Source organism: Cupriavidus sp. SK-4, from assembly GCF_000611125.1.
GTDB lineage: Bacteria > Pseudomonadota > Gammaproteobacteria > Burkholderiales > Burkholderiaceae > Cupriavidus > Cupriavidus necator.
Window position 1 is genome coordinate 52,633 of the sequence record NZ_JFJW01000089.1, and the last position, 12,385, is coordinate 65,017.

The 12,385-nt window shown below is 65.1% G+C and carries 15 protein-coding genes and 1 pseudogene; 7 read left to right on the forward strand and 9 right to left on the reverse strand.

The window, feature by feature from the left end; translation table 11 throughout:
- Window positions 1-165 precede the first annotated feature (165 nt).
- The 5 genes from CF68_RS18880 (at window position 166) to CF68_RS18900 (ending at window position 4,593) form a co-directional block, all read left to right on the forward strand.
- Window positions 166-549: an Mth938-like domain-containing protein gene (locus CF68_RS18880; protein ID WP_035821618.1), complete on the forward strand. Its 384-nt coding sequence runs from the start codon at window positions 166-168 to the stop codon at window positions 547-549.
- 126 nt (window positions 550-675) lie between these two features.
- Window positions 676-1,140, forward strand: a complete 465-nt coding sequence (locus CF68_RS18885) for a peroxiredoxin (protein WP_018309169.1) — start codon at window positions 676-678, stop codon at window positions 1,138-1,140.
- A gap of 427 nt (window positions 1,141-1,567) precedes the next feature.
- A complete protein-coding gene (locus CF68_RS18890) occupies window positions 1,568-3,271 on the forward strand; it encodes a PhoH family protein (RefSeq protein WP_035821621.1) in 1,704 nt (567 codons plus the stop codon).
- Between the two features lie 135 nt (window positions 3,272-3,406).
- The gene (locus tag CF68_RS18895; RefSeq protein WP_035821623.1) at window positions 3,407-3,868 is read left to right on the forward strand and encodes a hypothetical protein; all 462 of its coding nucleotides are present in this window, start codon (window positions 3,407-3,409) and stop codon (window positions 3,866-3,868) included.
- A gap of 47 nt (window positions 3,869-3,915) precedes the next feature.
- Window positions 3,916-4,593: a C40 family peptidase gene (locus tag CF68_RS18900; RefSeq protein ID WP_035821625.1), complete on the forward strand. Its 678-nt coding sequence runs from the start codon at window positions 3,916-3,918 to the stop codon at window positions 4,591-4,593.
- A gap of 60 nt (window positions 4,594-4,653) precedes the next feature.
- Here the strand turns inward: CF68_RS18900 and CF68_RS18905 are convergent.
- From CF68_RS18905 to CF68_RS18940, 8 genes and pseudogenes are all read right to left on the reverse strand, one after another.
- A pseudogene (locus tag CF68_RS18905) lies at window positions 4,654-5,675 on the reverse strand (anion permease).
- A gap of 13 nt (window positions 5,676-5,688) precedes the next feature.
- Window positions 5,689-6,315 carry a DUF47 domain-containing protein gene (locus CF68_RS18910; RefSeq protein WP_010809517.1) on the reverse strand — a complete coding sequence of 209 codons (627 nt, stop codon included), beginning with the start codon at window positions 6,313-6,315 and terminating at the stop codon, window positions 5,689-5,691.
- Window positions 6,316-6,506: 191 nt separating this feature from the next.
- Window positions 6,507-7,898, reverse strand: a complete 1,392-nt coding sequence (locus tag CF68_RS18915) for a replicative DNA helicase (RefSeq protein ID WP_013957138.1) — start codon at window positions 7,896-7,898, stop codon at window positions 6,507-6,509.
- Between the two features lie 168 nt (window positions 7,899-8,066).
- Window positions 8,067-8,519 carry a 50S ribosomal protein L9 gene (rplI, locus tag CF68_RS18920; protein WP_035821627.1) on the reverse strand — a complete coding sequence of 151 codons (453 nt, stop codon included), beginning with the start codon at window positions 8,517-8,519 and terminating at the stop codon, window positions 8,067-8,069.
- A 32-nt stretch (window positions 8,520-8,551) separates the two neighbouring features.
- On the reverse strand, window positions 8,552-8,830 hold the full coding sequence (gene rpsR, locus CF68_RS18925) for a 30S ribosomal protein S18 (RefSeq protein ID WP_006163606.1): 279 nt from the start codon (window positions 8,828-8,830) through the stop codon (window positions 8,552-8,554).
- A 3-nt stretch (window positions 8,831-8,833) separates the two neighbouring features.
- Window positions 8,834-9,133 (reverse strand): primosomal replication protein N, encoded by a 300-nt coding sequence (gene priB / locus CF68_RS18930; RefSeq protein WP_013957140.1) that lies wholly within the window; start codon window positions 9,131-9,133, stop codon window positions 8,834-8,836.
- Window positions 9,134-9,210: 77 nt separating this feature from the next.
- Window positions 9,211-9,585, reverse strand: coding sequence for a 30S ribosomal protein S6 (gene rpsF / locus CF68_RS18935; protein WP_010809513.1), 375 nt, complete (start codon window positions 9,583-9,585; stop codon window positions 9,211-9,213).
- 118 nt (window positions 9,586-9,703) lie between these two features.
- On the reverse strand, window positions 9,704-10,696 hold the full coding sequence (locus tag CF68_RS18940) for an asparaginase (RefSeq protein ID WP_035821630.1): 993 nt from the start codon (window positions 10,694-10,696) through the stop codon (window positions 9,704-9,706).
- Window positions 10,697-10,954: 258 nt separating this feature from the next.
- Between CF68_RS18940 and lexA the strand changes: the two genes are divergently transcribed.
- Both lexA and CF68_RS37745 read left to right on the forward strand, forming a co-directional pair.
- Window positions 10,955-11,608 carry a transcriptional repressor LexA gene (gene lexA / locus CF68_RS18945; RefSeq protein WP_035821632.1) on the forward strand — a complete coding sequence of 218 codons (654 nt, stop codon included), beginning with the start codon at window positions 10,955-10,957 and terminating at the stop codon, window positions 11,606-11,608.
- A gap of 110 nt (window positions 11,609-11,718) precedes the next feature.
- On the forward strand, window positions 11,719-11,889 hold the full coding sequence (locus CF68_RS37745) for a hypothetical protein (RefSeq protein ID WP_010809510.1): 171 nt from the start codon (window positions 11,719-11,721) through the stop codon (window positions 11,887-11,889).
- Window positions 11,890-11,928: 39 nt separating this feature from the next.
- Here CF68_RS37745 and CF68_RS18950 read toward each other — a convergent pair whose 3' ends face one another.
- Window positions 11,929-12,276: a hypothetical protein gene (locus CF68_RS18950; RefSeq protein ID WP_235205816.1), complete on the reverse strand. Its 348-nt coding sequence runs from the start codon at window positions 12,274-12,276 to the stop codon at window positions 11,929-11,931.
- Between the last annotated feature and the right edge of the window lie 109 nt (window positions 12,277-12,385).

The window sequence follows — 12,385 nt, forward strand, 5'->3', positions numbered from 1 at the left end:
CTTCGGCAGGGATTCTTGCATTGCAGCGTGCGCTTGCCGCGCACACGCCAGGCGCCTGCGCACTGTCGTCCATCCTGTCGTCCACACCGTACCCGCCCGGGGTGCCGGCCATCCGCCCCACGGGCCGGCCCGCCAGCCCGTGGCGGCCGCCGCAGAGGCCTCCAAGTGAAACTCCACGCCGACCAGCCCCAGTCGCTCAATACCGTCACGGCCTACGGGCCGGGCTACATCGAGATCAACCTCGTCCGTCACACCAACTCGCTCCTGGTCATGCCCGAGGGCGAGATCCGGCCCTGGCCGGTCAGCCGCTTCGAAGACCTGGAGCCCGCGCATTTCGAGCAGTTGGTGGAACTCGGACCCGAAGTGGTGCTGCTCGGCACCGGCTCGCGGCTGCGCTTCCCGCACCCGCGCCTGACCGCGTCGCTGTCGCGCCGCCATGTCGGGGTGGACGCCATGGACCTGCAGGCCGCCTGCCGCACCTACAACATCCTGATGGCGGAAGGCCGCAAGGTGGCAGCGGTGCTGCTGCTCGAACCCGAAGCCACCTGATCTTTGCAAAAGTTGAGCCGGCGCCACGCTTGAAGTCCGGCAGGGCGCCCCAATCTGCCCCGCCATGGTGGCAGCCCCCTCACCCGATTCTTCCGATCCCCTGCCCCTCCCCCAGGAGCCACAAGCATGACCGTCAGTCTGAACAAGGCCGTACCCGACTTCAGCGCGCCGATGACCGGCGACGCCACCTTCCGCCTTGCCGACTACCGCGGCAAGACGGTGGTGCTGTACTTCTACCCGAAGGACAACACGCCGGGTTGCACCACGGAGGCCATGAACTTCCGCGACCAGTATGAGGATTTCCAGAAAGCCGGCGTGCAGGTGTTCGGCATCTCGCGCGACAGCATCCGCTCGCACGAGAACTTCAAGGCCAAGCTTGAGCTGCCCTTCGAGCTGATCTCCGACGCCGACGAAGCCGTGTGCACGCTGTTCGATGTCATCAAGATGAAAAAGCTCTATGGCAAGGAGCACCGGGGCATCGAGCGCAGCACCTTCATCATCGACGGCAAGGGCATCCTGCGCCACGAACTGCGCGGCATCAAGGTGCCGAACCATGTTGACGAAGTCCTGGAAATCGTGCGCGGGCTCTGAGGTATCGCGTCGGTATCGGCCTTGCCACGACACGGACGCCAGCCCGGCCGTGCTGTGTCGCAACAAGCCGTTGGCAAACCCAATTGCCAAACCCAAAACCTTCGGATACATTGGCCCGTAATGAGTTCAGATTCCGGATGCCACGCTGTTTCGACTCCCCGGCCCAGGCGATTCGCGCCACAGGCCGGTAGCGGACCTGCCGTGTCGGCAGTCCGCAAAAGAGCCGCCAATCCTGTTATGCAGNTCCTGTTATGCAGGCATGGCGGCTTTTTTGTTTGCAACCGCGTCTGTCCTCATGCCTGTCCGCGCCGGGAGCCTCGCGCATGCATGCCCCGGCCATCGGCCGCCACGCCGTCTCCGACGTATCGCGGCGTCGCGGCACGGACACCCTCGCCCCCTTCTTGTCCCCCTGAAAGGAAAGCCAAGCATGCCGCTGCCTACCATGCCCGCCAAGCCTGCCCAATTGCTGGATCCGAGCGAGTTTGCTCCGGTCTCCGCGGTGCCCAAGGCCAAAGCCGCCACACAGGGCAAGAAACCTGTGCCGGCGCTCGAGCGCGTGGCATTGCTGGAAACCGGCGACACCGAGGTGCCTGAGGTCCAGGCCCGCGCCACCGGTGGCACCCGCGCCCGCAGCACAGAGACCCCGGCCGTATCGACGCCTGCCGTCAATGCCGCACCGGTCAGCCTGGTCAAGCCGTCCACCGGCCCCACGCGCCGCGCCCGCAAGTCCGAAGGCCCGAGCAAGCTGTTCGTGCTCGACACCAACGTGCTGATGCACGACCCGGCCTCGCTGTTCCGCTTCGAGGAACACGACATCTATCTGCCGATGATGACGCTCGAAGAGCTGGACAACCACAAGAAGGGCATGAGCGAAGTCGCGCGCAACGCGCGCATGGTCAGCCGCACGCTCGATTCGCTGGTGGGCGGCACCGACGGCGTGCTCGACGAAGGCCTGCCGCTGGCCAAGCTGGGCAACCGCGACGCGCAGGGCAAGCTGTTCTTCCAGACGCGCCTGAACGACATCAAGCTGCCTGAAGGCCTGCCGCAGGGCAAGGCCGACAACCAGATCCTGGGCGTGGTCAGCGCGCTGCAGCAGCAGTACCCCGAGCGCCAGGTCGTGCTGGTGTCGAAAGACATCAACATGCGCATCAAGGCGCGCGCGCTGGGCCTGCCGGCCGAAGACTACTTCAACGACCAGGTCCTGGAAGACAAGGACCTGCTCTACGCCGGCGTGCTGCAGCTGCCCGGCGACTTCTGGACCAGGCACGGCAAGGGCGTGGAAAGCTGGCAGGACCCGAAGTCCGGCGCCATGTTCTACCGGCTCACCGGCCCGCTGGTGCCGTCGTTCCTGGTCAACCAGTTCGTCTACCTGGAACCGGTCGACGGCAGCCTGCCGCTGTACGCGCAGGTCAAGGAGATCAACGGCAAGACCGCGCTGCTGCAGACGCTCAAGGACTACACACACCACAAGAACAATGTGTGGAGCGTGACCGCCCGCAACCGCGAGCAGAACTTCGCGCTCAACCTGCTGATGAACCCGGACATCGACTTCGTCACGCTGCTTGGGCAGGCCGGTACCGGCAAGACCCTGCTGGCGCTGGCGGCCGGCCTGGAACAGGTGCTGGACCAGAAGCAGTACAACGAGATCATCGTCACGCGCGCCACGGTGCCGGTGGGCGAAGACATCGGCTTCCTGCCCGGCACCGAGGAAGAGAAGATGCAGCCCTGGATGGGCGCGTTCGACGACAACCTCGAGGTGCTGCAGAAGAGCGACGACAGCGCCGGCGACTGGGGCCGCGCCGCCACGCAGGAGCTGATCCGGTCGCGCATCAAGGTCAAGAGCATGAACTTCATGCGGGGGCGCACCTTCGTCAACAAGTTCGTCATCATCGACGAGGCGCAGAACCTGACGCCCAAGCAGATGAAGACGCTGGTGACGCGCGCCGGCCCGGGTACCAAGATCATCTGCCTGGGCAATATCGCGCAGATCGACACGCCGTACCTGACCGAGGGTTCGTCGGGCCTGACCTACGTGGTCGACCGCTTCAAGGGCTGGAGCCACAGCGGCCATATCACGCTGGCGCGCGGCGAACGCTCGCGCCTGGCCGATCACGCCGGCGACGTGCTCTGACACTGGCAGCCTGGGGCGCGCCCTGCCGGTGGGGGGGCGCGCCCGCAGTACCTGAGCGCCGTCGTCAACGGCAAGCACTTTGGGGCTATGATGGCCCATGTTTGCCGTTGCCCCGCATCCCCACTGGAGGCGTCGATGAATACCCAGCATCTGCCCGGCAGGCATGCGCCTGCCGTCGCCCGCAGCCAGCACAGGCGGCGCCTTGCGCTGGCCATGCTGGCAGCCGCCGGCATCGCGCTGGCCGCCAGCTGGCGCCCGGCCCATGCCGCCGCCGAAGAAATGGTGATCCGCACCATGGGCCCGGTCAGCTACGTCTGCGGCGGTGTCGCCGAGGACGAGCGCCAGGCGCTGGCCGCGAAGGAAAAGGACTTCAACATGGGCATCCTGTTCACCCAGGGTGCGAACGGTGAATTCCTGTCGGACGTGGCGGTCAGGCTGGTGCGCGACGAGCAGGAAGTCGCCAGCTTCCTCGCCGCCGGCCCGCGCTGCCTGATACGTGCGCCCGAAGGCAGCTACAATATCGAGGCCAGTTACAAGGGCCAGGCCAAGTCCATCAAGGTCAGCACCGGTACGCGCAACGCCCAGCTACGCTGGTAGCGGCAAGGCTTCCGGTGCGCCGGCAGGCCGGCGACCGGAAACCCAGGATGCCATTGCGCCGTACCCGAATCTCTTCCCATCCATTGCGTGCGCAGGGCCTGCTTGTCCAGGTCCGGCTGCCGCTGCTCTGCGCCACCGCCCTGTTGCTGGCGGCCTGCGCCAGTTCCCCGCCCTCCCGCCACGCCGGCCTGCCGCGCACGCCGGGCAAGCCCATGATCGATCCCAGCGCCGGACTGGAAGAGATTTCGATCCAGGCGATGTCCCTGGTCGGCACACCCTATCGCTACGGCGGCAATACGCCGGACTCCGGCTTCGACTGCAGCGGGCTGGTGCGCTACGTGGTGTCGCGCGCGGCCAATGTGAACCTGCCGCGCACGACCGAGGCGATGGGCGTCCGCGGCAGCTCGCTGGACCGCAGCGAAGTGGCATCCGGCGACCTGGTGTTCTTCAACACCACCGGCCGCGCCAATTCGCACGTGGGCATCTACGTCGGACAGAACCGCTTTGTCCATGCGCCGTCGTCCGGCGGCACGGTCCGGCTGGAGGACATGGGCAAGCCTTACTGGGCCTCGCGCTACAACGGCGCGCGCCGCGTGGTTGCAGCGGCCAACCAGCCGCCAGCGCCGGTGGCACCCCCTGCCGCGCCACCGCTGCCTGAGCCCGCGCCGGCCCCGGCACCGCTTCCGGTCGGCGACGATCCCATCGCGGCCTTCGCCAACCAGTGAAGCGCCCAAACAAAAAGCCAGGCATCAGCCTGGCTTTTTGTTGGTACGGCGGCCCCTGCCTTACAGGATATGCCGCCCGATCCACCATGCGATCGCCGCCATGAAGGCCGACGCCGGGATCGTCAGCACCCAGGCCCAGACGATATTGCCGGCCACGCCCCAACGCACCGCCGACATCTTCTGCGCCGAGCCGACGCCGACGATGGCGCCGGTGATGGTATGCGTGGTCGATACCGGCACGCCCAGCGCCGAGGCAAAGAACAGCGTAATCGCCCCGCCCGTCTCGGCGCAGAAGCCGCCGACCGGCTTGAGCTTGGTGATCTTCTGGCCCATGGTGCGCACGATCCGCCAGCCCCCGAACAGCGTGCCCATGCCGATGGCCACGTAGCAGCTGACGATCACCCAGGTCGGCGGCTGGCCGCCCGCCNCTGGCCGCCGGCCACCACATGGCCGCTGGCGATCAGCAGCATCCAGATGATGCCGATGGTCTTCTGCGCGTCATTGCCGCCGTGGCCCAGGCTGTACAGCGAGGCCGAGACCAGCTGCAGCCGGCGGAACCAGCGGTCCACCCGCGACGGCGGCGTGCGGAAGAAGGTCCAGCCAACCATCACCATCATCAGCGAACCGAGCAGGAAGCCCAGCAACGGCGAGACCAGGATGAACGCCACGGTCTTCAGCAGGCCGCTGCCCACCAGCGCGCCGGTGCCGGCCTTGGCCACCGCCGCGCCCACCAGCCCGCCGATCAGCGCGTGCGACGACGACGACGGGATGCCGTAGTACCAGGTGATGACGTTCCAGGCGATGGCCCCGACCAGGGCCCCGAATATCACGTAGTGGTCGACGATATTGACGTCGATGGTGCCGGTCCCAACCGTGGCCGCCACCTTCAGGTGAAAGACAAAGATTGCGACGACGTTGCACATCGCCGCCATTGCCACCGCGTGGTGCGGCTTGAGCACGCCGGTGGACACCACCGTGGCGATCGAGTTGGCCGCGTCGTGGAAGCCGTTCATGAAGTCGAACAGCAGCGCGAGCGCCACCAGCAAGGCGATCACCCACAGGCTCATTTGTATGGTCTGCATGCCGATTGCCGCCTCAGGCGTTTTCCAGAACGATGCCTTCGATGATGTTGGCGACGTCCTCGCACTTGTCGGTGATCGTCTCGAGCTGTTCGTAGATGGCCTTCAGCTTGATCAGGCGCTTGACGTCGGTCTCGTCGCGGAACAGCTTGGACATCGCCGAGCGCATCACGCGGTCGGCTTCAGACTCAAGCTGGTCGATCTGCTGGGCGGTCTTCAGGATGGTGCTGGCGTTGCCCATGTCCTCGAGCAGGCCCACCGCGATCTTGACCTGGTCGCAGCACTGCACGCAGATGGCCGCCAGGCGCAGCGCCTCGTCGGTCAGGTTGGTCACGTCATACAGCGAGATGGTCTCGGCCACGTCTTCCATCAGGTCCAGGATGTCGTCCATGGTCGTGATGAGCTTGTGGATTTCGTCGCGGTCCAGCGGCGTGATGAAGGTCTTGTGCAGCAGGTCGATGGTGTCGTGCGTGATCCGGTCGGCCTTCTTTTCGGTGGCCTGGACGCGGCGCGCATGGGCCTCGGCGTTGGGCAAGTCGTTAACCAGTGCCTGGAGCTCATGGGCGGCGGTCACCGCGCAGTCGGCATGCTGGTTGAAATATTCGAAGAACTTGCCCTCCGTGGGCATGAATCGGCCGAACATGGAATGTTCCTTGTGGCAGCGTGGTGACGCTGCTGATTGTGTTGCAGGATTGAGCGGACGCGTTGCATGACAGTCGCGGGTGGCGACTGTCATCAAAGCGCAATATTTTACAGGGTTACAGGGACATTGCCCGCGAATTTGGCGCAAACAAGACGGCGCCGCACAGACGATTGCAGGCTGGCTTGACTTCGTCAGGTATCGTTGTCGAAGAAAGCCGGGCCGCCGCTGAAGTTGTCGAACTTCGTGAACTGGCCCAGGAAGGTCAGGCGCACCGTGCCGATCGGGCCGTTACGCTGCTTGCCGATAATGATTTCGGCCGTGCCCTTGTCCTGTGAGTCCGCGTTATAGACTTCGTCGCGGTAGATGAACAGGATCACGTCGGCATCCTGTTCGATAGCGCCGGATTCGCGCAGGTCGGACATCACCGGACGCTTGTTGGGACGCTGTTCCAGGCTTCGATTCAGCTGCGACAGTGCAATCACCGGACAGTTGAGTTCCTTGGCCAGGCCCTTGAGCGAACGGGAGATTTCGGAAATTTCCGTGGCGCGGTTCTCGCCGCCGCCCGAGCCTGACATCAGCTGGAGGTAATCGATGATGATCAGGCCAAGCTGCCCGCACTGGCGCGCCAGGCGCCGCGAACGGGCACGCAGCTCCATCGGGTTCAGCGCCGGGGTTTCGTCGATGAACAGCTGGGTGTCGTTCATGCGCTGGATCGCATGCGTCAGCCGCGGCCAGTCTTCATCCAGCAGGCGGCCCGTGCGCAGCCGATGCTGGTCGAGGCGGCCGACCGAGCCGAGCATACGCATGGCCAGCTGGGTGCCCGCCATTTCCATCGAGAACACTGCCACCGGCAAGCCCTGCTCCACCGCCACGTGCTCGCCGATGTTCAGCGAGAACGCCGTCTTGCCCATCGACGGGCGGCCGGCCACGATGACCAGGTCGCCCGGCTGCATGCCGCTGGTCATCTTGTCCAGGTCAATGAAGCCGGTCGGAACGCCGGTGACGTCGGTGGTGGAATCGCGGTGGTACAGCTCGTCGATGCGCTCGACCACCTGGGTCAGCAGCGGCTGGATTTCCTGGAAGCCCTTCTGGCCGCGCGAGCCTTCCTCGGCAATCGCAAAGACCTTGGACTCGGCCTCATCCAGCAGCTCGCGCACCTCGCGGCCCTTGGGCGCGAACGCAGCCGAGGCGATATCGTCGGCCGCCGTCACCAGCTTGCGCAGCACCGAGCGCTCACGCACGATCTCCGCGTAGCGGCGGATATTGGCCGCGCTGGGCGTGTTCTGCGCCAGCGAGTTCAGGTAGGCGAGCCCGCCCACCTCCTCGGCCTTGCCGGCCACCTGCAGCATTTCATAGACCGTGATCACGTCGGCCGGCTTGGTGGCCGAGATCAACCGGGCGATGCTCTGGAAGATCATCCGGTGGTCAAAACGGTAGAAATCCGCCTCGGAAATGAAGTCCGCAATGCGGTCCCAGGCGGCGTTGTCCAGCAGCAGGCCACCCAGCACCGATTGCTCGGCTTCGATGGAATGCGGCGGGACCTTGAGGTTCTCGAGTTGGGGGTCGGCGACAGGCGCGTTCATGGGGAGGGATTATACCGGCGGGTGGACGCACTTCGCCGTACATTTGGCGATGGGGCCTGCAAAGACAAGCGGGCAACAAAAAAGGCAGGAGCCTGGGCTCCTGCCTTTCTTGCTTGCAGTGCTTGCGGTGCTTCAGCCGGCGCAGCGCGCCGGCAAGGCGGCACGTCCTTAGACGCTCTCGCCCACAACCGACACGGTCACGTCGACCACGACGTCCGTGTGCAGCGCAACGCTGACCGGGTGGTCGCCCACCATCTTCAGCGGGCCGTTCGGCATGCGAACCTGGGCCTTTTCCAGCTTGAAGCCTTGGGCAGCCAGGGCTTCAGCGATGTCGGCGTTGGTCACGGAACCGAACAGGCGGCCGTCCACGCCCGACTTCTGGCTGATCTGGACGCTCAGGCCGTTCAGCTTCTCGCCTTCGGCTTGCGCGGCGGCCAGCTTCTCGGCAGCGGCCTTTTCCAGCTCGGCGCGCTTGACTTCGAATTCGGCGATCGCGGTTTGCGTAGCGCGGCGGGCCTTCTTGCCCGGGATCAGGAAGTTACGGGCGTAACCGTCCTTCACCTTGACGATGTCACCCAGGTTGCCCAGGTTGATGACTTTTTCCAGCAGAATAATTTGCATCGTATTCTCTCCTTAACGGACCTAGGGCCTGATCAGTTCTTGTGCAGGTCGGTGTACGGCATCAGCGCGAGGAAACGCGCACGCTTGATGGCCGTATCCAGCTGACGCTGATAGTGAGCCTTGGTACCGGTCAGGCGGGCCGGCGTGATCTTGCCGTTGTCGCCGATGAAGTCCTTCAGGGTGTCCAGATCCTTGTAGTCGATCTGTTCCACGCCAGCCACGGTGAAGCGGCAGAAGCGCTTGCGCTTGAACAGCGGGTTCTGTTGCTGGAAGCGCTTCTTGTTCTTGTTGTCACGTTTGACGAATGCCATGATTCAATCCTTTTCGAATGCTTTACATCCAGTGATGTGAAAGACGAGAGCCTTGCTGTTGCGGTGCCTGCGGGCCAGGAATCCTTCGCAGTCGAGCAGCGTGCCGAGCGGTAACCGCTCCAGACGCTGGCCAACCTGTCCGATCCCCATCGCTGCGATTGCAAACTCGACCTGCCGCGGCGTTTGCGCCTCGACGGCCTCGCCGCTGTACTGCAGTATGCAGTTCACGACGGGGACCCCGGCCGGGGTATAGCGCAGGGCATCGCGTTCCGCCAGGGTGGCGGCAAGCCGAAGCTGGTTCAACGCGGGGCCTCTTGCTGGTTGCAAGCCATGCTGCCGTGGCCGACGCTGTCAGCCATGGCGCGCACCGCAGTCCGCACTCAGGCGGCCTGGCCTTCGGTGGTCGTTTGCGCGGCCTTGCGGGCTTCTTCGCGCTGCACTTCCTTCATCATCGGCGAAGGTGCGGTCTCGGCCTTCTTGGTCTGCACGATCAGGTGGCGCAGGACGGCGTCGTTGAACTTGAACGCGTGTTCCAGTTCAGCCAGCGTTTCCTTGCCGCATTCGATGTTCAGGCAAACGTAGTGAGCCTTGGCCAGCTTCTGGATCATGTAAGCCATCTGGCGACGGCCCCAGTCTTCCACGCGGTGAACGTTGCCGTTCTGCGAGGTCACGAGCTGCTTGTAGCGCTCGATCATGGCCGGCACTTGTTCGCTCTGGTCCGGGTGGACGATGAAGACGATTTCGTAATGACGCATTGACGCTCCTTTTGGATTAGCCACCCGGGCGTCACGAGTCCGGTGTGGCAAGGTTGAATAGCCTTAAATTATAGCGCGCATAGCAGCAAGCGCGCAAGCCGCTGTTTACATAGGCAAATCAGGCGTTGGCAAACACGGCCTGCAGCCTTGCCGGATCCCGCGCCAGCCCCGCATCGGCTGCCAGCGCCAGGGCCAGCAGCACGCGCGCCTTATAGGGATTGAGGTCCGTTGCGGAAACAAAAGCCCCATCCGTCGGGCTGAGTTGGGGCGGAATCGCCACATGGCCGGCCCCGGTGCGGGAACTGCGCACCACGGCCACGCCCGCGGCAGCGGCATCGGCCAGCGCCTCGGCCAGCACCTCATGCACCGAGCCATTGCCGGCGGCAGCCACCACCAGCCCGGCAACACCCGCGCGGACCAGCGCATCCACTGCCACCCTGCCCGGCTGCGCGTAGCTCGCCACGATCTCCACCATCGGCCACGCCGCCGGCATCGGCCCGATCACCCAGGCCGCGCGTGGCGCGCGGGCGAAGCGCACGTAGTCGTCCTGCACGAAACCCAGCGGCCCGCAGGCCGAGACAAAGGCGTCCACCGCCGACGTGTGAGCCTTGGCCACATCCCGCGCAGCGTGGATCTGCTGGTTCAGCACCACCAGCACACCCTTGCCGCGCGCATCGGGATGGGCGGCCACGCGCACCGCATCCAGCAGGTTCAGCGGGCCATCGGCCGACAGCGACGTCGACGGCCGCATTGCCGCCGTCATCACCACCGGCACCGGACACGATTGCGTCAGGTGCAGCGCCATCGCGGTTTCTTCCAGCGTATCGGTGCCGTGCGTGATCACGATGCCGGCCACGTCGGGCTGCGCGGACCAGTGCTCAACCCGCGCCGCCAGCGTTTGCCAGAGCGTGAAGGTCATGTCCTTGCTGTCGACCTGGGCCACCTGCTCGGCTTCGATGCGAGCCGCCGACTGCAGCGCGGGCACCGCTGCCAGCAACGACGACACCGGCACAGTCGCCGCCTGGTAGCGCGCGCTGCTGGCGGAGTTGCCGGCCGCGCCAGCAATGGTGCCGCCGGTGGCCAGTACGACGATGCGAGGCAATTGGGTCATGGGGGCGTGCAAGGAAAGTGTGGAAGCAGGAATGTCGATTGTAACGGGCGCGCCCCGCCTCGCCGCCGGCCCGCGCTGGCGATCCACATTCCGCCCATGCGACACGCCCCAAAAAATTCTGCTTGCGCTCAGGTCGATACTGTATAAAATCACAGCATACTGTTTAAACATACAGTGCCTGGCCAGCCGGATGCAGGATAAAGGATCGGCCGATCCCTTACCCGTAATCCCCGCGGCCCTGCACGGAACGGCGATCCCATGGCGACCCTGACACCCCGGCAGCAGCAGATTTTCGACCTGATCCGCAACACGATCCGCCATACCGGCTTTCCGCCCACGCGCGCCGAAATCGCTGCAGAGTTCGGCTTCTCCTCGCCCAATGCCGCGGAAGAACACCTGAGGGCGCTGGCACGCAAGGGCGTGATCGAACTGACGCCGGGCGCCTCACGTGGCATCCGCCTGAAAGTGGCTCGCAGCGATTCGGAAATGCCCGACCAGTTTTCGTTGCCAATGGCCGGCGTGATGCAGCTGACGCTGCCGCTGGTGGGTCGCGTTGCTGCCGGCAGCCCGATACTCGCCGCCGAGCATATCGACCGCCAGTACCAGGTCGACGCCTCGGTCTTCGACGAACGCCCCGATTACCTGCTGCGCGTGCGCGGCCTGAGCATGCGCGATGCCGGCATCCTCGATGGCGACCTGCTGGCAGTGCGCCGCGCCAGCGAAGCCGCCAACGGCAAGATCGTGGTGGCGCGCCTGGGTGATGACGTCACCGTCAAACGCCTGCAGCGGCGCGGTGGCCATATCGAACTGATCGCAGAAAACCCGGACTTCACCAACATCATCGTGGAGCCTGGCGAGGAGTTCTCGCTGGAAGGCATCGCCGTCGGACTGATCCGATCTTCCGGCTTCTAGCCGGGCACCGCAGGCCGCCAGCCTGCGCGCGCCCACCCGCTTCCATTGCTTTGCAGACGCCACCCGGCTTGCCGGGTGTTGACCCCGCTTTGCCTAAAAGAGGTGCCACCATGCCGCAAATCCACCAAGTCGCCGCCCGTCGCCCGGTCAAGCCCGTGCCATTCCGCCAGAGCAAGGGCGTACGCGTCTACCAGGGTACGCAGCGCCGCACCATGGTCGGCAGCATGGCGGCGATCTGCCGCATGCTTGAACTCGAAACCGCCGAAAAGCTGGCCGCTTGAAATCTGCCGGCTTTATCCGCGCAGCTGCGGCCCCCGCCCTCAGCTACGCGGCGCACACGCCTTGGCTTCGGCTTCCAGCTCCGTCGGCGTCAGCTGCGGGAACCACGTATCGCTCTTGCGCAGCTCCAGCGCCGTACCATCCGGCTTCGCCGTCAGCGAAATCAGATAGGCGTATTGGTATTCACCGCCAGACGTGGTCTGGCCGATGCGGATCTCAGTCTGGCTCTTCGCCGGATAGTTGACGACCGCGGCGTCATCGCCCAGATTGTTGCGCAGGCATTTCGCAACATCACCCATCTGGGCGGGCGTGAACAAGCGCATAGGCGCACGCGCGCGAATGTCCTTTTCAGAAGTACCGGTGGCACACCCTGCCACCATGGCTGCCATCGCTACGCCAACCACTGCCGCTCGAACAGACATACCACCCCCGGGGAATGCAAAACGGCGCCCTCGAGAGGCGCCGTTCTGGAAAATGCTTTGGGGTGGCTGATGGGAC

What these genes read in the sequence shown, in the direction of transcription:
- rplI (WP_035821627.1), bottom strand. Translation starts at nt 8,519, where the DNA reads ATGCAAATTATTCTGCTGGAAAAAGTCATCAACCTGGGCAACCTGGGT.
- rpsR (WP_006163606.1), bottom strand. Translation starts at nt 8,830, where the DNA reads ATGGCATTCGTCAAACGTGACAACAAGAACAAGAAGCGCTTCCAGCAA.
- CF68_RS18950 (WP_235205816.1), bottom strand. Translation starts at nt 12,276, where the DNA reads ATGGCAGCCATGGTGGCAGGGTGTGCCACCGGTACTTCTGAAAAGGAC.
- CF68_RS18890 (WP_035821621.1), top strand. Translation starts at nt 1,568, where the DNA reads ATGCCGCTGCCTACCATGCCCGCCAAGCCTGCCCAATTGCTGGATCCG.
- CF68_RS18915 (WP_013957138.1), bottom strand. Translation starts at nt 7,898, where the DNA reads ATGAACGCGCCTGTCGCCGACCCCCAACTCGAGAACCTCAAGGTCCCG.
- CF68_RS18900 (WP_035821625.1), top strand. Translation starts at nt 3,916, where the DNA reads ATGCCATTGCGCCGTACCCGAATCTCTTCCCATCCATTGCGTGCGCAG.
- CF68_RS18895 (WP_035821623.1), top strand. Translation starts at nt 3,407, where the DNA reads ATGAATACCCAGCATCTGCCCGGCAGGCATGCGCCTGCCGTCGCCCGC.
- CF68_RS37745 (WP_010809510.1), top strand. Translation starts at nt 11,719, where the DNA reads ATGCCGCAAATCCACCAAGTCGCCGCCCGTCGCCCGGTCAAGCCCGTG.
- CF68_RS18885 (WP_018309169.1), top strand. Translation starts at nt 676, where the DNA reads ATGACCGTCAGTCTGAACAAGGCCGTACCCGACTTCAGCGCGCCGATG.
- CF68_RS18910 (WP_010809517.1), bottom strand. Translation starts at nt 6,315, where the DNA reads ATGTTCGGCCGATTCATGCCCACGGAGGGCAAGTTCTTCGAATATTTC.
- CF68_RS18940 (WP_035821630.1), bottom strand. Translation starts at nt 10,696, where the DNA reads ATGACCCAATTGCCTCGCATCGTCGTACTGGCCACCGGCGGCACCATT.
- lexA (WP_035821632.1), top strand. Translation starts at nt 10,955, where the DNA reads ATGGCGACCCTGACACCCCGGCAGCAGCAGATTTTCGACCTGATCCGC.
- rpsF (WP_010809513.1), bottom strand. Translation starts at nt 9,585, where the DNA reads ATGCGTCATTACGAAATCGTCTTCATCGTCCACCCGGACCAGAGCGAA.